The organism is Enterobacter asburiae (genome assembly GCF_001521715.1).
Classification (GTDB): Bacteria; Pseudomonadota; Gammaproteobacteria; order Enterobacterales; family Enterobacteriaceae; genus Enterobacter; species Enterobacter asburiae.
Map to the genome: position 1 here is coordinate 1,564,079 of NZ_CP011863.1, position 18,106 is coordinate 1,582,184.

General features: G+C 55.5%; 19 protein-coding genes. 7 read left to right on the forward strand and 12 right to left on the reverse strand.

Annotation, left to right across the window (positions count from 1 at the left end):
* Nucleotides 1-115: 115 nt before the first annotated feature.
* From patD to ymcF, 7 genes are all read right to left on the reverse strand, one after another.
* On the reverse strand, nt 116-1,540 hold the full coding sequence (gene patD, locus ACJ69_RS07720) for an aminobutyraldehyde dehydrogenase (protein ID WP_059346837.1): 1,425 nt from the start codon (nt 1,538-1,540) through the stop codon (nt 116-118).
* A 24-nt stretch (nt 1,541-1,564) separates the two neighbouring features.
* The gene (locus ACJ69_RS07725; RefSeq protein WP_029741505.1) at nt 1,565-2,371 is read right to left on the reverse strand and encodes an ABC transporter permease; all 807 of its coding nucleotides are present in this window, start codon (nt 2,369-2,371) and stop codon (nt 1,565-1,567) included.
* Nucleotides 2,361-3,305: an ABC transporter permease gene (locus ACJ69_RS07730; RefSeq protein ID WP_059346838.1), complete on the reverse strand. Its 945-nt coding sequence runs from the start codon at nt 3,303-3,305 to the stop codon at nt 2,361-2,363. Before ACJ69_RS07730 ends, ACJ69_RS07725 begins: the two co-directional genes overlap by 11 nt.
* Nucleotide 3,306: 1 nt before the next feature.
* On the reverse strand, nt 3,307-4,320 hold the full coding sequence (locus ACJ69_RS07735) for an ABC transporter ATP-binding protein (protein WP_059346839.1): 1,014 nt from the start codon (nt 4,318-4,320) through the stop codon (nt 3,307-3,309).
* A 17-nt stretch (nt 4,321-4,337) separates the two neighbouring features.
* On the reverse strand, nt 4,338-5,483 hold the full coding sequence (ydcS, locus tag ACJ69_RS07740; protein ID WP_054829637.1) for a putative ABC transporter substrate-binding protein YdcS: 1,146 nt from the start codon (nt 5,481-5,483) through the stop codon (nt 4,338-4,340).
* Nucleotides 5,484-5,754: 271 nt separating this feature from the next.
* Complete coding sequence (locus tag ACJ69_RS07745; RefSeq protein WP_059346840.1) at nt 5,755-7,164, reverse strand: aminotransferase-like domain-containing protein; 1,410 nt, start codon at nt 7,162-7,164, stop codon at nt 5,755-5,757.
* 82 nt (nt 7,165-7,246) lie between these two features.
* On the reverse strand, nt 7,247-7,435 hold the full coding sequence (gene ymcF, locus ACJ69_RS07750) for a cold shock small protein YmcF (RefSeq protein WP_023335881.1): 189 nt from the start codon (nt 7,433-7,435) through the stop codon (nt 7,247-7,249).
* 389 nt (nt 7,436-7,824) lie between these two features.
* Here ymcF and ACJ69_RS07755 point away from each other — a divergent pair, with 389 nt between their 5' ends.
* The 4 genes from ACJ69_RS07755 (at nt 7,825) to hslJ (ending at nt 10,929) form a co-directional block, all read left to right on the forward strand.
* Nucleotides 7,825-9,225 carry a cytochrome ubiquinol oxidase subunit I gene (locus tag ACJ69_RS07755; protein ID WP_059346841.1) on the forward strand — a complete coding sequence of 467 codons (1,401 nt, stop codon included), beginning with the start codon at nt 7,825-7,827 and terminating at the stop codon, nt 9,223-9,225.
* A complete protein-coding gene (gene cydB / locus ACJ69_RS07760) occupies nt 9,225-10,235 on the forward strand; it encodes a cytochrome d ubiquinol oxidase subunit II (RefSeq protein WP_054829636.1) in 1,011 nt (336 codons plus the stop codon). The genes ACJ69_RS07755 and cydB overlap by 1 nt, the downstream gene beginning before the upstream one ends.
* Entirely contained in the window at nt 10,235-10,363 is a 129-nt protein-coding gene (locus tag ACJ69_RS07765; protein WP_008501283.1) for a DUF2474 domain-containing protein, read from the forward strand. Before cydB ends, ACJ69_RS07765 begins: the two co-directional genes overlap by 1 nt.
* A 128-nt stretch (nt 10,364-10,491) precedes the next feature.
* Nucleotides 10,492-10,929, forward strand: a complete 438-nt coding sequence (gene hslJ, locus ACJ69_RS07770; protein ID WP_054829635.1) for a heat shock protein HslJ — start codon at nt 10,492-10,494, stop codon at nt 10,927-10,929.
* On the opposite strand, the gene ACJ69_RS07775 is transcribed toward hslJ, so the two are convergent.
* Complete coding sequence (locus ACJ69_RS07775; protein WP_023312003.1) at nt 10,930-11,196, reverse strand: putative hemolysin; 267 nt, start codon at nt 11,194-11,196, stop codon at nt 10,930-10,932.
* Between the two features lie 271 nt (nt 11,197-11,467).
* Between ACJ69_RS07775 and nifJ the strand changes: the two genes are divergently transcribed.
* The 3 genes from nifJ to ACJ69_RS25890 all read left to right on the forward strand — a co-directional run bounded on the left by nifJ (nt 11,468) and on the right by ACJ69_RS25890 (nt 16,764).
* The gene (nifJ, locus tag ACJ69_RS07780; protein WP_059346842.1) at nt 11,468-14,992 is read left to right on the forward strand and encodes a pyruvate:ferredoxin (flavodoxin) oxidoreductase; all 3,525 of its coding nucleotides are present in this window, start codon (nt 11,468-11,470) and stop codon (nt 14,990-14,992) included.
* A 388-nt stretch (nt 14,993-15,380) separates the two neighbouring features.
* Nucleotides 15,381-16,490: a porin OmpC gene (gene ompC / locus ACJ69_RS07785; protein WP_059346843.1), complete on the forward strand. Its 1,110-nt coding sequence runs from the start codon at nt 15,381-15,383 to the stop codon at nt 16,488-16,490.
* A 148-nt stretch (nt 16,491-16,638) separates the two neighbouring features.
* Nucleotides 16,639-16,764, forward strand: coding sequence for a hypothetical protein (locus ACJ69_RS25890; RefSeq protein WP_255319991.1), 126 nt, complete (start codon nt 16,639-16,641; stop codon nt 16,762-16,764).
* A gap of 63 nt (nt 16,765-16,827) precedes the next feature.
* On the opposite strand, the gene ACJ69_RS25670 is transcribed toward ACJ69_RS25890, so the two are convergent.
* The 4 genes from ACJ69_RS25670 to ACJ69_RS07800 all read right to left on the reverse strand — a co-directional run bounded on the left by ACJ69_RS25670 (nt 16,828) and on the right by ACJ69_RS07800 (nt 18,087).
* Nucleotides 16,828-16,905: a hypothetical protein gene (locus tag ACJ69_RS25670; protein ID WP_223239581.1), complete on the reverse strand. Its 78-nt coding sequence runs from the start codon at nt 16,903-16,905 to the stop codon at nt 16,828-16,830.
* 68 nt (nt 16,906-16,973) lie between these two features.
* Complete coding sequence (locus ACJ69_RS07790) at nt 16,974-17,396, reverse strand: GFA family protein (RefSeq protein WP_059346844.1); 423 nt, start codon at nt 17,394-17,396, stop codon at nt 16,974-16,976.
* Between the two features lie 3 nt (nt 17,397-17,399).
* Entirely contained in the window at nt 17,400-17,597 is a 198-nt protein-coding gene (locus tag ACJ69_RS07795; protein ID WP_023616678.1) for a hypothetical protein, read from the reverse strand.
* A 40-nt stretch (nt 17,598-17,637) separates the two neighbouring features.
* Nucleotides 17,638-18,087, reverse strand: a complete 450-nt coding sequence (locus tag ACJ69_RS07800) for a hypothetical protein (RefSeq protein ID WP_054829634.1) — start codon at nt 18,085-18,087, stop codon at nt 17,638-17,640.
* Between the last annotated feature and the right edge of the window lie 19 nt (nt 18,088-18,106).

The window sequence follows — 18,106 nt, forward strand, 5'->3', positions numbered from 1 at the left end:
TTCGTTACAGAATAACCACTTAAATATAATGGGTAATAACAATTGAGTATCTTGCGTAACACTCATGGCGGGCGTGGGAAACGCCTGGCCGCGCATGCGACCAGGCATGACGGGTTTAGTGTTTGATCATCACATGCCGCACGACCGTATAATCCTCAAGCCCGTAGACCGACATATCTTTGCCGTAGCCGGATAATTTCATGCCGCCGTGCGGCATTTCGCTCACCAGCATAAAATGGGTATTCACCCAGGTGCAGCCGTATTGCAGCCGCGCGCTCAGGCGATGGGCGCGGCCCACGTCTTTGGTCCAGACCGATGACGCCAGGCCATACTGCGAATCGTTCGCCCAGGCCAGCACCTGCGCCTCGTCATCAAACTCGGTGACGCTCACCACCGGGCCAAACACCTCCCGCTGAACGATGGCGTCGTCCTGTTTTGCCCCCGCCAGCAGGGTTGGCTGGAAGTAGTAGCCTGCCCCCTCTTTTTTGCTCCCGCCCGTGACAACGCGGATATGACCGAGCGCTTTCGCCTCATCGACGGCCTTACAGACGCGTGAAAGATGGGCGGTCGAGCTGAGCGGGCCCAGTTCGGTCGAGGCATCCTCCGGCGCCCCCATTTTAAGGCTGGCGACCGCTGCGCCCAGCTTTTCCACCAGCGCGGCATAAATGCCCTTCTGGGCATAAATACGGCAGGCCGCCGTACAGTCCTGCCCGGCATTGTAGAAACCAAACGTCCGCACCCCTTCGACAACCGCATCCAGGTCGGCATCATCAAAGACGATAACCGGCGCTTTACCGCCCAGCTCCATGTGGGTGCGTTTAATGGAGGATGCCGTATGGCCGATGATATGTTCCCCAGTAGCAATCGAACCGGTCAGCGAGACCATACGAACTTTTTCATGTCCGGTAAGCGGATCGCCGACCGTTTTTCCCCGGCCAAACAGCACGTTCAGGACGCCTGCCGGGAAGATATCTTTTGCCAGCTCTCCCAGCTTCAGCGCGGTCAGCGGCGTGATCTCCGAGGGCTTAATCACCACGCAGTTCCCTGCCGCCAGCGCGGGCGCCAGTTTCCAGGCCGCCATCATCAACGGATAGTTCCAGGGGGCAATAGAGGCAACCACGCCCACCGGATCGCGGCGGATCATCGACGTGTGGCCGTCAAGGTACTCCCCGGCGGCCAGCCCGTTAAGACAGCGGGCGGCCCCGGCGAAGAAACGGAAAACGTCAACCACCGCCGGAATTTCATCTCCCAGAGCACAGTGCAGCGGCTTGCCGCAGTTTAGGGATTCGAGCCGGGCAAAGTCCTCCCCATGCGCTTCAATCGCATCCGCCAGCTTCAGCAGGCACTCGGCGCGGGTCTTCGGCGTGGTTTGTCCCCACACCACAAAAGCACGGTCGGCCGCCTGAACCGCCGCGTCGACCTGAGCCGCTGACGCCTCGGCAATCTCCAGCAGGAGTTCTCCAGTGGCCGGGTTATAGACCGGCTGTTTTTCTCCCTCTCCGGTTACCAGTTTTCCCTCTATCAGCAGTTGTGTTTGCATAGCATTTTCCTGTTGAATTCACTGTTATTTCCCGCTGCCGGCGATGTTCTCGCCGTCGCGGGTTAGCCACCAGGCTCCCAGAATGGGGATAGTTGTCACCAGCATCACCAGCAGTGCTACGACGTTGGTGACCGGCACGTCGCGCGGACGACCGAGCTGATTGAGCAACCACAGCGGTAACGTGCGCTCGTGTCCCGCCGTAAACGTTGTGACGATTATCTCGTCAAACGACAGGGCAAACGCCAGCATTCCCCCGGCCAGCAGCGCGGAACCCAGATTGGGCAGCACCACATAGCGGAAGGTTTGCCATCCGTCGGCCCCGAGATCCATCGACGCTTCCACCAGGCTCCAGGAGGTGCGTCTGAAACGGGCAATCACGTTGTTAAACACCACCACCACACAAAAGGTGGCGTGTCCCACCACGATGGTGAAAAAGCCCGGCTCAAGGTCGATCGTTTTGAATGCCGTCAGCAGCGCCAGACCGGTGATGATCCCCGGTAACGCAATCGGCAATAGCAGCAACAGCGAGATCGCATTCTTGCCAAAAAACTCGCTTCGCCACAGCGCCGCTGCAGCAAGCGTGCCAAGCACAAGGGCAATCGCGGTGGATAGCGCGGCAATTTGAAGTGACAACGTCACGGATTCAATAATATCGCCGCGCCCCGCCGCCACGCTAAACCACTTCAGCGTCAGCCCCTGCGGCGGAAAGCTGAAGGCAGCGTCTTCGGTATTAAAGGCATAGGTCGCGATAATCAGTAGCGGGAAGTGCAGGAAGATAACGCCTCCCCAGGCTGCCACTTTCAGGAACAGCGGTGCGCGTTCAGAGTGCATCGAATGCTCCCAGACGTTTCACGAACGCCAGATAGAGTGAAATCAGAACGATGGGCACCAGCGTGAACGCGGCGGCCATGGGCATATTGCCAATGGCACCCTGCTGCGAGTAGACCATGTTACCGATGAAGTAACCCGGCGGCCCCACCAGCTGCGGAACGATGAAATCCCCCAGCGTCAGGGAAAAGGTGAATATTGAACCTGCCGCAATACCCGGGATCGCCAGCGGCAGAACGACGTAGCGAAAGGTCTGGCGAGGGCGCGCGCCAAGGTCGGCTGAGGCCTGCAGTAGCGAGGCAGGCAGGCGTTCCAGCGCCGCCTGGACCGGCAGGATCATAAACGGTAGCCAGATGTAGACGAAGACCAGAAACCGCCCCAGCCCGGAGGTGGACAAGGTGTTGCCGCCAATCGCCGGGAGCGTAAGGAGTGAGGTCAGGATCGGCTCCAGCCCCATATGGTTGAGAAACCACTGCGCCACCCCGTCCTTCGCCAGCAGCAGCGTCCAGGCGTAGGCTTTGACGATGTAGCTCGCCCACATTGGCAGCATCACGGCGATATAGAAAAACGCTTTCCACTTGCCGCGGGTGTATCGCGCCATGTACCACGCCATCGGGAATGCCAGGATGGCGCTGGCAATCGTCACCGCAATCGCCATCGTTAGCGTGCGCAGGATGATGTCGTAGTTGGCCGGGTTGAAAAGCGCCTGAATGTTCGCCAGGGTCAGATCCGGCGTGACGGCCATGGTGAAATCGTCAAAGGTGTAGAACCCTTGCCACAGCAGGGTCAGAAGCGATCCTAAATAGACGATGCCAAACCACATCAGCGGTGCGAGCAGAAGCATGAACAGGCCGAGCGACGGTTTACGCCAGAACAGCGCCGTCATGCGGCTTAAGCGGCCGTGCGAGGCGGGAGGATGCGCAACGCTCATAGACATTTCACCTCTCCTCGTGCAGGCGAATCATCGCCTCGCGTGACCACGACGCCATCACCGCCTGCCCCGGCGCAATGCCGCTCAGCGGCGAGGTTTCACTGAGATTGGCCTGGCTCACCAGCAGCTTGGCACCGTCGGCAAGTTTCAGCTCCAGACGCGTGGCCGCCCCCTGATACTGAACGGCCTGCACGATGCCCTGAACCTGAACGTCTCCGCCCTCATCAAGGCGAATATGTTCCGGGCGCAGGGAATAGCTGCCTTCCATGCCGCATATTTTCTGCGCAAGGCCTGCATCAAAGACGTTGGACGTGCCCACAAAACCGGCGACAAACGGCGTGCGCGGACGCATGTAGAGATCGCGCGGGGTATCCACCTGCTCGATGCGCCCGTTATTGAAAACCGCCACCCGGTCTGACATGGAAAGGGCCTCGACCTGATCGTGGGTGACAAAAATAAAGGTGATACCGAGTTCCTGCTGAAGTTTCTTCAGCTCGAACTGCATCTGTTCACGCAGTTTGAGATCGAGCGCACCCAGGGGTTCGTCCAGCAGCAGGACGCGCGGCTCATTGACCAGCGCCCGGGCGATGGCGACACGCTGCCGCTGGCCGCCGGAAAGCTGCGAAGGTTTGCGGGCAACGGCAAAGCTCAGGCCCACTTTTTCCAGGGCATCACGGGCCTGCGCATGGCGTTTTTTCTTGTCGATGCCTTTGACCATCAGCCCGTAGGCAACATTGTCGAGGATCGACATATGCGGGAACAGCGCGTAGTCCTGAAAGACGGTGTTCACATCCCGCTCCCAGGGAGGCAGTTCGCTCGCCTCTTTGCCGAAGATAGAAATCGTGCCGCCTGACAGCTGTTCAAAACCCGCTATCAGACGCAGGCAGGTGGTTTTGCCGGAGCCCGAAGGCCCCAGCATGGAGAAAAATTCTCCGTCACGAATAGCAATGGTGACCCCATCCACCGCCCGTACGTCTCCGTACAGACGGGAAACGTTGTTAAACTCTACCGCGTACGTCATGTTCTGCTCCCGGGCAATTAACGACCGCCCATGATGGCGATGTAATCCTGCGTCCAGCGGCTGTATGGGACAAATTTGCCGCCTTCGGCGATGGGGGTTTTCCAGAACATGATTTTGTCGAACTCGTTATAACCGTTTGTATCGCAGCCTTTATCACCCAGCAGCGTGCTGGCCTTACACCCTTCTGCAACCACGGGCAGGGAGCCAAACCACGCCGCCAGATCGCCCTGCACTTTCGGCGTCAGCGACCAGTTCATCCACTTGTAGGCGCACATCGGGTGTTTTGCCTGGGCGTGCAGCATGGTGGTGTCCGCCCAACCGGTCACCCCCTCTTTCGGGAAGACGGTAGCAACGGGCTGGTTCTCAGCCTTCAGCGCATTCGCCTGATACGGCCAGGCGCTGGAGGCCACGACGCCTTCATTTTTGAAGTCGCTCATCTGGACGGTGGTGTCATGCCAGTAGCGGTGGATCAGCGCGTGCTGGTCGCGAAGCACCTTGAGCACGGCGGCATACTGTTTTTCGGTGAGCTGGTACGGGTCTTTAATACCCAGCTGCGGCTGCGTGGCTTTGACGAACAGCGCGGCATCGGCGATATAAATCGGCCCGTCGTACGCCTGCACGCGTCCCTGATTGGTTTTACCGTCCGGCAGATCCTGTTTGGTAAAGACCACGCTCCAGCTGTCCGGCGGCGTCGGGAAGGTTTTGGTGTTGTACATCAGCAGGTTTGGCCCCCACTGATACGGCGTACCGTAGACTTTCCCGCCGACGTTAAACCATTCCCCTTTCACAATCCGCGCGTCGAGGGTTTTCCAGTTGGGGATAAGGTCGGGGTTAATGGGCTGAACGCGTTTCCCCATGATCAGGCGCAGGGAGGCGTCACCCGAGGCGGTGACCAGGTCATATCCCCCTTTCGCCATCAGGCTGACCATTTCATCCGACGTGGCCGCCGTTTTGACGTTGACCGCACATCCGGTCTCTTTCTCAAACTGGGTGACCCAGTCATAATTTTTATCCGTCTGTCCGCGTTCGATATATCCAGGCCAGGCGATAATATCCAGCCGACCTTCCCCGTCGCCGATGGCCTTTGGTGGTTCTGCGGCTTGCGCTGTCATGACAGTCATGCCGAGCGCGCACAGGCTGCTGCGGGCAAAATGTTTGCTCATAAGAGTTACTCCTGTCGCAATGAAATTTAGCGGCAGCCGTGCCGTAAAAATATCTCCCTTATTAAACGTAGACCGCGCAAATGCGCCGCACCGTACGGCTTCAGGAAATTTCATCAAGGTGTGACCGAGGGCGCATTCCCCGTTAACTGGATTATAGACAAGGAGTTAGCCGCGAGAGACGGTATGCAGATTTCCTATGACCGGGCACCGCGAAATATTCGCCGTGCCGTCATCAGGATAAGAATTGATTATTTAAATAACGGAGAAAAGTTTATTCCAGCATCGCGCTAATTAATTTTCCTAACTGAATGACCGCCTGCTCTTCTCGCTCTCCCCAGGCCCAGGAGGTATTAAACCGAAAGAACGGTGTCCACGCGTCGGAGGTGGAAAACATCTTTCCGGGCGCAATGCTGATGTGGTGCGTTAAGGCTTTTTCGCTGAGCAGACCCGCATCCAGCTGCGCCGGAAGCTCCAGCCATAAAAAGTAGCCGCTGTCGTTATGGTGGATTTTGACGCCGGCAGGCATATGGCGCAGAAGAGACTGCCAGGCCTGCTGCTTACGCTCGGCGAGCGTCCGCCGCAGCCGGCGAAGATGGGCGTCGTAGCGTTTCGTCGCCAGATAATCCACCAGCGCCAGCTGCACGGGTGAGCTGGTGGAGAGCGTGCTCATCAGCTGCAGCTGCTGAATGCGTCGCGCGTGTTTTCCTGCCGCAACCCAGCCGATGCGAAAACCAGCCACCAGGCATTTTGAAAAGGACGAGCAGTGCAGCGTCATGTCCTGGCGATCCCATGCTTTCGCCGGGAGCGGCTTTTCGCGGCCAAAATAGAGCTCGCTGTAGACATCGTCTTCAATCAGGGGGACGTTGTGCTGCGTTAACAGCGCGACAAGCTGCGCTTTTTTCTCCGCGCTCAGCGTAAAGCCAAGCGGGTTCTGACTGTTGGTCATGATCCAGCAGGCTTTAACCGGATACTCCTTCAGCGCCTGTTCAAGGGCATTCAGGTCAATCCCCTCGCGGACATCCGTCGCAATCGACAACGCTTTGAGCTTCAGGCGTTCCAGCGCCTGAAGCGCGCCGTAGAAACACGGGTTTTCGACTATCACCCAGTCGCCCGGCTCGGTTACCGCCTGCAGGCTGAGATTGAGCGCTTCAAGCGCGCCTGCGGTGATCACAATCTCTTCGGGGGAGATGTTCATCGCCTGCTGCGCGTAGCGACGGGCAATGGCGTGGCGGAGATCGACGTTACCCGGGGGCAGGTTTTCAATCACGCTCATCGCCGTCGCGGTTTTGCTGACGTTAGCCAGCGAGCGGTTGAGCTGCTGCAGCGGGAAAAGTCGGGGATCGGGAAACGCGGAGGCAAAAGGAACAACGGACGGGTCGCGGCTGGCCTGTAAGACGTCGAAGATGTAGGTGTTAATATCCACCGCTTCGTCACGCATCACCTGGGCAGGTGGAGCAGGCTGATGTGCGGTCGGGCGCGAGGCAACGTAATAGCCCGACTGCGGTCTGGCGACAATGCGCCCCTGACTTTCCAGCATCTGATACGCGTGGCCAACGGTCATAAAACTCATGCCGCTGCTCGCCACCTGCTCTCGCAGCGAAGGCAGCTTATCGCCCGGCAGCCATACGCCAAGCTCAATCTGCGAGATAATTTGTTGCGCCAGACGCTGGTATTTTTTCATCAAATTCTCCTTGTGACCGACAGTGTATATCAGCAGGAGAAAAAGAGAAGATTTAGCTAACTGTTATAGTTCGCGAAATGAATTACTTACGGTACTCGGTAACGTGGCTTTGCGCCTGACGCGCAGCGGCCAGGTGATCGAGCGTAATCATAGACGATTTGCAAAAGATGCATTTCGCGCCGAGTGGGTTTTTCTCAGACATATCAAAGACTGAGGTACGGTACTGCGAGCCATGACAGCATGGGCAGCGGAAATGAATATAAGAAGTCATAGGATTCTCCTGACACGTAAAACGTAAATTACTAATGGGCCGATTGGGCAATAATGGTTTTAAACAAAACGAATCGGAAAGTAGATAAAGACCCAAGAGAGGCTGCGGAGAGGCACAACGTGATGAGAACTGCTTTATAAAACTACGTCAGATATTTATTTGGACTCAAAACCAGAGGACCATTAACGCACGGCGCAGACGACAAGGCAAGCAGTTTTATGCGTAAAATTCATAAAAACACAGTTTTTATTCCTCACGCGAGGTATATCAGATGGCTAAAGCATGAGTTTTAAACCAACTGTTATGGTTAAAAATCACTTTTCTGCGTCTGATAGTCCGAACTTTGCCCCTATACCATAACAGCACACCGTTTGACATTGAGGCTGTGCATGTTTGGTTTAGATGCTTTTCACCTTGCGCGGATACAGTTTGCCTTTACCGTATCCTTTCACATTATTTTCCCGGCCATCACCATTGGTCTCGCAAGCTACCTCGCCGTACTCGAAGGGCTGTGGCTTAAAACCAAAAATCCGGTCTGGCGCTCGCTGTACCATTTCTGGTCGAAGATTTTTGCCGTCAACTTTGGCATGGGCGTGGTCTCCGGGCTGGTGATGGCCTACCAGTTTGGCACCAACTGGAGCGGATTTTCACAGTTTGCGGGCAGCATTACCGGCCCGCTGCTGACGTATGAAGTGCTGACCGCCTTCTTCCTCGAAGCCGGGTTCCTCGGCGTGATGCTGTTTGGCTGGAACAAGGTCGGGCCGGGTCTGCACTTCTTCGCCACCTGCATGGTGGCGTTGGGCACTATAATTTCTACCTTCTGGATCCTCTCGTCGAACAGCTGGATGCAGACCCCGCAGGGCTATGAGATCGTCAACGGTCAGGTGGTACCGGTGGACTGGTTCGCCGTGGTGTTTAACCCCTCCTTCCCTTACCGCCTGCTGCATATGTCGATAGCCGCATTCCTGAGCAGCGCCCTGTTTGTGGGCGCGTCCGCGGCATGGCATTTGCTGCGCGGCAATAATACCCCTGCGATCCGGGCAATGTTTTCGATGGCGCTGTGGATGACGCTGATTGTCGCCCCCATCCAGGCCATGGTTGGCGATATGCACGGGTTGAACACCTTAAAGCACCAGCCCGCCAAGATTGCCGCCATTGAAGGCCACTGGGAAAATCCGCCGGGTGAGCCTACCCCGCTGCTGCTGTTTGGCTGGCCGGATATGGAACAGAAGCGCACCCGCTTTGGGCTGGAGATCCCGGCGCTGGGGAGTCTTATCCTGACGCACAGCCTGGATAAACAGGTTCCGGCCCTCAAAGAGTTTGCGAAGGAAGACCGTCCGAATTCCACCATCGTGTTCTGGTCATTCCGCATTATGGCGGGCCTGGGCATGCTGATGCTGCTGCTTGGGGTGACGGCACTCTGGCTGCGCTACAAAAAACGCGTGTATTCGTCGCGCCCCTTCCTGTGGTTTGCGCTGCTGATGGGGCCAACCGGGCTGATTGCCATCCTGGCCGGGTGGATCACCACCGAAGTGGGCCGCCAGCCGTGGGTGGTCTACGGACTCCAGCGAACGAAGGATGCGGTGTCTGCCCACGGTGACCTGCATATGAGCGTGAGCCTGCTGGCCTTTTTCGTCGTCTATACCTCGGTATTCGGCGTGGGCTACAGCTATATGGTGCGCCTCATCCGAAAAGGCCCGCAGCCGCATGAAACTTTCGCCACCGAGTCCGACGGACGTCCGGCGCGCCCGCTTTCTGCCGTCACAACTGAACATAAGGAGCAGCCATAATGGGTATCGATCTTTCCATTATCTGGTTTGTGATCATCGTCTTCGCCACGCTGATGTATATCGTGATGGACGGTTTTGATCTGGGGATCGGCATTCTGTTCCCGGCAACGCAGAACGCCGACGATCGCGACGTAATGGTCAACAGCGTCGCGCCGGTCTGGGACGGAAATGAAACCTGGCTGGTGCTTGGCGGTGCCGCCCTGTTCGGCGCATTCCCGCTGGCCTATGCGGTGATCGTTGATGCCCTGACCATTCCGCTAACATTAATGCTGATCGGTCTTATTTTCCGCGGGGTGGCATTTGAGTTTCGCTTTAAAGCCACGCCTGCCCACCGTTCCTTCTGGGATAAGGCGTTTATTGGCGGTTCAATTCTGGCAACGTTCACCCAGGGCGTGACGGTAGGCGCCGTCATTAACGGCTTTACCGTCACCGGCCGGGCCTATACCGGCGGCCCCTTTGACTGGTTTACCGCGTTTAACCTGTTTTGCGGCGTAGGGCTGGTGGTGGCTTATGCGCTGTTAGGCTCTACCTGGCTGGTGATGAAAAGCGAAAACGCGCTGCAGCAGCGGATGCGTGAGGTGTCGAAAACGCTGTTAATCGTGCTGCTGGCGTTTATTGCAGCGATCAGCCTCTGGACGCCGCTGGCGCAACCGGCTATCGCTGCGCGCTGGTTTACGCTACCGAATCTGTTTTATCTGCTGCCTGTCCCTGCCCTGGTGGTGATTTTTAGCCTGTACCAGTGGCGCTGCCTGAATAATCCCAATAGCCATAGCCGTCCGTTTATTCTGACGCTGGGGCTGATATTCCTCGGCTTTAGCGGGCTTGGGATCAGCATCTGGCCGCATATTATTCCACCGTCGATCACCCTGTGGCAGGCCGCCGCCCCGACGCAAAGCCAGGGCTTTATGCTGGTGGGCGCGCTGTTGATCATTCCCGTTATTCTGGTCTACACCTTCTGGAGCTACTACGTGTTTCGCGGCAAAGTTCAGCATGGGGAGGGTTATCACTGATGCAACAACCGGTCTGGAAAAGATTACTGTGGCTGGCCATTATCTGGGGCGGCAGCGTACTGGCGCTGGCTGCTGTCAGTATGCTCTTCCGCATGCTGATGACGGCGGCAGGGTTTAAATCGCATTAACGTCATCCCGGGCAACCGCTGCGTTGCCCGGTACTTCTCCCCGCACTTTCAGATAAACCCCATTAACGCGCGGCAGAGTATCGTTACACTGGAAAAAGATTCACGGTATTTATAGTTTGAGAAGAAAAATGAAAAAGCTCATTGTGTTAAGCGTTATTAGTCTTGTCCTTACCGGGTGTGTTAATCCGGGTAAAGCCTCCGTACAGCCGGAGCAACTTAAAAACCACCGCTTTGTGCTGGAAAACGTAAACGGTAAGGCCGTGAAGACCGCGACAACGCAACCTGAGATCGGTTTTAGCGCGCTGCCAGATATCAGCCTGGTTAATAACATCAGCGTTTCTGGCCAGATGTGTAACCGCTTCAACGGACAGGGGAAATTGTCCGAAGGCGAGCTGAAGGTTAAAACGCTGGCCATGACGCGTAAGCTCTGTACTGAGCCGCAGCTGAATGAGCTGGATCAGGCCATCGGCGACATGCTGCGCAAAGGGGCGCAGGTCGACCTGACTGAGGACCAGTTAACGCTGGCGACAGCCGATAAAACGCTGATGTTTAAGCGTGTAGAATAATCAGTAGTTACCGCAGCTTCCAACGGCAAGCGACTGTTCGCTACAGCGTTTGCCGTTTGGCAAGGCGCACATCCCAATAGCAGAACCATCAAGCTGGCGGGCGACAGACAGCGAACCGCCAATCATCGCGCAGTTGGCCTGACCTGAACTGGACATTGCCGCTTTCATTCCCGGCGCCACGTGGGCTGCCGTTGCCTGCTGGACTGGCTCACTGCTACATGCCGACAACAATAACGCGGCACACCCTACCCAAAATGCTGAACGCATGCTTTCTCCCCCATGAATAATGCGAAACCTATGCATAATAGGCATCACATCACGTGTCGTCGAGAGCGGAAGTGCGTATTTATGCGCTTCAGAAACAATTTCTCGCAATTTTTTCGCCAAAAGTTTGATCTACTCATTGATGGCAAGAATACCAAGGACACAAAAGCGAAAATCGTAAAATCCCCCGTTTGCTAGAATACACAGATAATATTCAGGGTTTGTTGCCGTAATACAGACCCCTATTTTTTGCGCAATGTAAGGGTGTTGTCCTATGCAAACTATTGACGGTAATGGTGCAGTTGCCTCAGTCGCGTTTCGCACCAGTGAAGTTATCGCCATCTACCCGATTACGCCAAGTTCTACCATGGCCGAGCAGGCGGATGCCTGGGCGGGTAACGGGTTAAAAAACGTCTGGGGCGATGTCCCGAGAGTGGTTGAAATGCAGTCTGAAGCCGGGGCGATTGCCACGGTACACGGTGCGCTTCAGACCGGCGCGCTTTCCACGTCGTTTACCTCCTCACAGGGATTGCTGTTAATGATCCCTACGCTTTACAAACTCGCCGGTCAGCTGACCCCCTTCGTTCTGCACGTTGCCGCGCGTACGGTTGCCACCCACGCGCTCTCTATCTTTGGCGATCACTCTGACGTGATGGCCGTGCGCCAGACCGGTTGCGCGATGCTATGCGCCAGCAGCGTTCAGGAAGCGCAGGACTTTGCCTTAATTTCGCATATCGCCACGCTCAAAAGCCGCGTGCCGTTTATTCACTTCTTTGATGGTTTCCGCACCTCTCACGAAATCAACAAAATCGTCCCGCTGGCCGACGATACTATCCTGAATCTGCTGCCGCAGGCGGAAATCGACGCGCATCGCGCCCGGGCTCTGAATCCTGAACACCCGGTTATTCGCGGGACATCGGCGAACCCGGATACCTATTTCCAGTCCCGCGAGGCCACGAACCCCTGGTACAACGCGGTTTACGACCATGTTGAACAGGCAATGGATGACTTTGCCGCCGCAACCGGCCGGCAGTACAAACCGTTTGAGTACTACGGTCATCCACAGGCGGAACGGGTCATTGTGCTGATGGGGTCAGCCATTGGGACCTGTGAAGAGGTGGTTGACGAGCTGCTGACGCGCGGCGAAAAGGTCGGCGTGCTTAAGGTGCGTCTCTATCGTCCGTTCTCGGCCAAACATTTGCTTTCGGCTCTGCCTGAAAGCGCCCGCGCTGTGGCGGTGCTCGACCGTACCAAAGAGCCGGGCGCGCAGGCGGAACCCCTCTATCTGGATGTGATGACCGCCCTGGCAGAAGCCTTTAATCAGGGCGAACGTGAAACGCTGCCGCGCGTAATCGGGGGTCGCTATGGTTTGTCCTCCAAGGAGTTTGGGCCGGACTGCGTGCTGGCGGTATTCAACGAGTTAGGCAAGGCGAAACCCAAGCCGCGCTTTACCGTTGGCATTTATGATGATGTGACTAACCTTTCCCTTTCGCTGCCGGAAAATACCCTGCCCTCGACCGCCAAACTTGAGGCGCTGTTCTATGGTCTGGGCAGCGACGGCAGCGTCTCCGCGACAAAAAACAACATCAAAATCATCGGCAACTCAACGCCGTGGTACGCCCAGGGGTACTTCGTTTACGACTCCAAAAAAGCAGGCGGCCTGACCGTTTCCCACCTGCGCGTGAGCGAACAGCCCATCCGCTCTGCGTATCTGATTTCTCAGGCTGATTTTGTTGGCTGCCACCAGCTGCAGTTTATTGATAAATACCAGATGGCCGAGCGCCTGAAGCCCGGCGGCATTTTCCTCCTCAATACGCCGTACGGCGCAGACGAAGTCTGGGGACGCCTGCCGCAGGAAGTTCAGGCGGTGCTGAACCAGAAAAAAGCCCGTTTCTACGTGGTCAACGCCGCAAAAATTGCCCGCGAATGTGGACTGGCTGCGCGTATTAATACCGTTATGCAAATGGCCTTCTTCCACCTGACCAATATTCTGCCGGGCGACAGCGCGCTGGTGGAACTGCAGGGTGCGATTGCTAAAAGCTACAGCAGCAAGGGCCAGGAGCTGGTCGAGCGAAACTGGCAGGCGCTGGCGCTGGCGCGCGAATCGCTGTTTGAGGTACCGCTGCAGCCGGTGAATGCCGCAAGTCCGAATCGTCCGCCGGTGGTGTCCGATGCGGCGCCCGATTTCGTTAAGACCGTGACGGCGGCGATGCTGGCCGGTCTGGGCGATGCCCTGCCCGTCTCTGCGCTACCGCCGGATGGCACCTGGCCGATGGGCACCACGCGCTGGGAAAAACGCAACATCGCCGAAGCGATCCCCATCTGGAAAGAAGATCTGTGTACCCAGTGCAACCACTGCGTTGCGGCCTGCCCGCACTCTGCTATTCGCGCCAAAGTGGTGTCACCGGAAGAGATGGAAGCCGCGCCGGCCAGCCTGCATTCACTGGATGTGAAATCTCGTGATATGCGCGGACAGAAATACGTTCTACAGGTCGCGCCGGAAGATTGCACGGGCTGTAACCTGTGCGTCGAGGTCTGTCCGGCGAAAGACAGGCAGGATCCGGAGATCAAAGCCATCAATATGATGTCGCGTCTGGAGCACGTTGAAGAGGAGAAGGTCAACTATGACTTCTTCCTTAATCTGCCGGAAATCGATCGCAGCAAACTGGAACGTATTGATATTCGTACGTCACAGCTGATTACACCGCTGTTTGAGTACTCTGGCGCCTGCTCCGGCTGCGGTGAGACGCCTTATATCAAGCTGCTTACCCAGCTCTACGGTGACCGGATGCTGATTGCCAACGCAACCGGCTGTTCATCCATCTACGGGGGCAATTTGCCTTCTACGCCGTACACCACCGACGCGAATGGGCGCGGTCCGGCGTGGGCAAACTCGTTATTCGAGGATAACGCCGAATTCGGCCTGGGCTTCCGCCTGACCGTCGATCAGCACCGCGCGCGCGTGATGCGCCTGCTGGAGCAGTTTGCCGGGCAGATCCCCGCTGAGCTCAATGACGCGCTTCATGCAGACGCGACGCCAGAAGAACGTCGTGAGCAGGTTGCTGAGCTGCGCCGCGCGCTGCAGGGCGCGGCGGGGGCTGAACAGCTGCTGACCGACGCTGACGCCCTGGTCGAAAAATCAATCTGGCTGATTGGCGGCGACGGCTGGGCTTACGATATCGGCTTTGGCGGGCTGGATCACGTGTTGAGCCTGACCGAAAACGTCAACATCCTGGTTCTGGATACGCAGTGTTATTCCAATACCGGCGGCCAGGCGTCGAAAGCGACGCCGTTAGGCGCGGTAACGAAATTCGGCGAACACGGTAAACGCAAGGCGCGCAAAGATCTCGGCGTGAGCATGATGATGTACGGTCACGTTTACGTCGCGCAAATCTCGCTGGGTGCCCAGCTTAACCAGACGGTGAAAGCGATTCAGGAAGCGGAAGCGTATCCTGGCCCGTCGCTGATCATTGCCTACAGCCCTTGCGAAGAGCATGGCTACGATCTGGCCCTCAGCCACGACCAGATGCGCCAGCTGACCGCGACCGGTTTCTGGCCGCTGTACCGGTTCGACCCGCGTCGTGCAGACGAGGGTAAATTACCGCTGGCGCTGGATTCGCGTCCGCCGTCGGATGCCCTGGCCGAGACGTTAATGCAGGAACAGCGCTTCCGTCGCCTTAACGCCCAGCAGCCGGAAGTGGCTGAGCAGCTCTGGAAAGATGCCGCTGCTGACCTGCAAAAACGCTATGACTTCCTGGCGCAGATGGCGGGTAAAGCCGAAAAACCGACCAGCGACTAATTCCCTGCCCGGCTTGTCCGGGCATTTTTTTGCCATAAAAAAAGCCCGGCGTATTCACACCGGGCGAATCCAGATAATCATTGAATATCTATTTAGTTTCCTTAATAGCATTCACGTTAATTATGGATGAATCATCTTACAGGCATATAACGCCGGCTAGATTAGCTTAGTTAACGCCTGATTAATAATTTCAATTTAATATGCTTACTTTTAAATCATTCATCACACCAATGATCATTTCCACCGATTTATTCGGTTTAGATTTTACTTAGTTCGTAACAATAATATTTTATTACTCTTACACAGGAGTGATTTAGCATGAGACAACTTTCTCATTCTGAAAGTTCAACAGGTAATTAAATAAAAACAACTGCAAAGGGATATCACAATGCAAAGAAAAGTACTGGCTCTGATGATTCCGGCTCTGTTAATAGCTGGTTCTGCACATGCAGCAGAAATTTATAATAAAGACGGTAACAAATTAGATCTGTATGGAAAAGTAGATGGTCTGCACTACTTTTCCGATAACAAAGGTGCTGACGGCGATCAAACCTATATGCGTCTGGGTTTCAAAGGTGAAACCCAGATTAACAACACGATGACCGGCTATGCGCAGTGGGAATACAACATTCAGGCTAATAACACGGAAGGGTCTGATAATCAGTCCTGGACGCGTCTGGCCTTCGCCGGTGTAAAAGTGGGTGACTACGGCTCCTTCGATTACGGTCGTAACTACGGTGTCCTGTACGACGTGGAAGGCTGGACCGATATGCTGCCTGAGTTCGGTGGCGACTCCTATACCAAAGCCGACAACTTCATGACCGGCCGCGCCAACGGTGTGGCGACCTACCGTAACACCGACTTCTATGGTCTGGTGCAGGGCCTGAACTTTGCGCTGCAGTACCAGGGCAAAAATGAAGACGCCAGCAACAACCAGGAAGGCACCAACAACGGTCGCGACACGCGTCACGAGAACGGTGACGGCTTTGGTATCTCTACCACCTATGACTTCGGCATGGGGATTACTGCGGGTGCCGCGTATACCTCTTCTGACCGCACCAACGAGCAGGTCATGAACACCACTGCGGGTGGAGACAAAGCGGATGCATGGACTGCGGGCCTGAAGTATGACGCCAATAACATCTACCTGGCGGCAATGTATTCTGAAACACGCAATATGACCCCGTATGGTGATAACACCGACGCCGTAGCGAACAAAACCCAGAACTTCGAAGTGACCGCGCAGTACCAGTTCGACTTCGGCCTGCGTCCGTCCCTTTCCTACCTGCAGTCGAAAGGTAAGGACCTGGGCAACGGCCAGGGCGACCAGGATCTGGTTAAATATGCTGACGTAGGGGTCACCTATTACTTCAACAAAAACATGTCCACCTACGTTGATTACAAAATCAACCTGCTGGATGAAGACGACAACTTCTACAAAGACAACGGCATCAGCACCGATGATGTTGTAGCGTTAGGCCTGGTTTACCAGTTCTGATTGTCAGAGCCCGCATAATCATGCGGGCTCGCTTGTTTTTTGAAGTTCGTCACAAAAGACAGTTTAAGAAAGGGATTGGTTGAGGGAAAGTTGAAAGAAAGCTGGTTAAACTGCGGTGATAGCCCTTTCGTCACTAAGGATAACAGCGTTGTTTGGTCGTGTATCCCTTGCCGTACTTACCCTTTTAGCATTGCTGTGGATGGCGTTAATTTTTGATTTTGGTGATATTGTCGGGCATCTCGGCGCGCTATTAAACCATCTGGATGGCAGTTAACTATTGTCCCTGGAAATAAAAAGCCACCAGCATTGCCGGTGGCGGGTAAACGCGTATGTCACGTTATTTTTTCACAGGTTGAGGCTTTTTATCACCTGATTCAGGGGCCTCACGCGGATCGTCTTTTTCAACACAGAGCATAGTTTCTCCTGTTTCAGTTACCCACTGCCAACTATAGCCGGAGGAGTAAAAGAGTGGCCAGGCGGCAATCATGCCTGCTCTTCATCTTTCTCGCGAAAAGAAAGATATCCAAATACACCACTATCCCCATCCATGGGATGGCTAACGCCGTCCATCACCTTCACCTCTGGAAAATCAAAAGGTGATACGTTTTCAAAACAGGCGACATTAACGCCATATTCGTTTGGGTTAGAACGTCGCTGATGGAACGTGTAAATCCCGCACACCGAGCAGAAGAAATGCCGTGCCGTTCCCGTGTTAAAGCGGTACTCGGTGAGCTTATCCTCACCTTTGGTCACCGTAATCCCCGACAGCGGCGCGGAGACAACGACCGCGCCCCGCATACGACAAAAGGAACAGCTGCAGCGCCGTGCGGTATTCAGACCATCAGTGAGCTCAACGGTGAACGCCACCGCGCCGCAATGGCACTTCGCATTTCGTCTTTCAGCCATGGGCTATACCCCTTTTCTCACCAGCTCGGCAGCCTTAACGAAAACCTCATCTTCTACGCCATCGCCTTTTTGCCTGCCGAGCCTGACCAGTTCATCGACAATGCTGTTGCGATGGATCGGTTTTTGCGCTGAAACCAGCCCAATAACGGCGGCCCCAATCGCCAGCCCCACTAATCCGGTTTGTTCATCTTTGTTCATCATGCTTACGCTCCTGGTCCAACCAACAAGCTTAGCAGGATTTTTAAAAACGCGGCGTCAAACCGTATTTAGGCGTTTTGATGTTTGCCGCCCAAATCTTGATATCGTTTTGCAGGAGGATCGTGAAATCGGATTTTAAATGCGTCACCATGCCATTGACGCTTTCCGCATCCACCACTGAAAAATGTTCAGTTCTGTTTTGCCCTATCTGGACACAATTATATTTTGCGGGCAGCACTTTACCGTTCACATTAAGCGACAGATTATTCTCACCACAGCGGCCTTCAGTAATATACGACACCAGCAAATTAGCGGATTTTCTCCCAGGCTGGGAGACGCTCACCATGACAGGGAAACCTTCCGATGTCTGTGTCATATCATAAAGGACCGCATTTTTTATATACCAGGTATTATATTCCCGCTCCTGAAAAGCAGACCAGGAAGGCGCAGAAAAGACCACCAGCACTGCCAGTATAATAGACTTTATTTTCATGGGATGTTGTCGTCCGTGT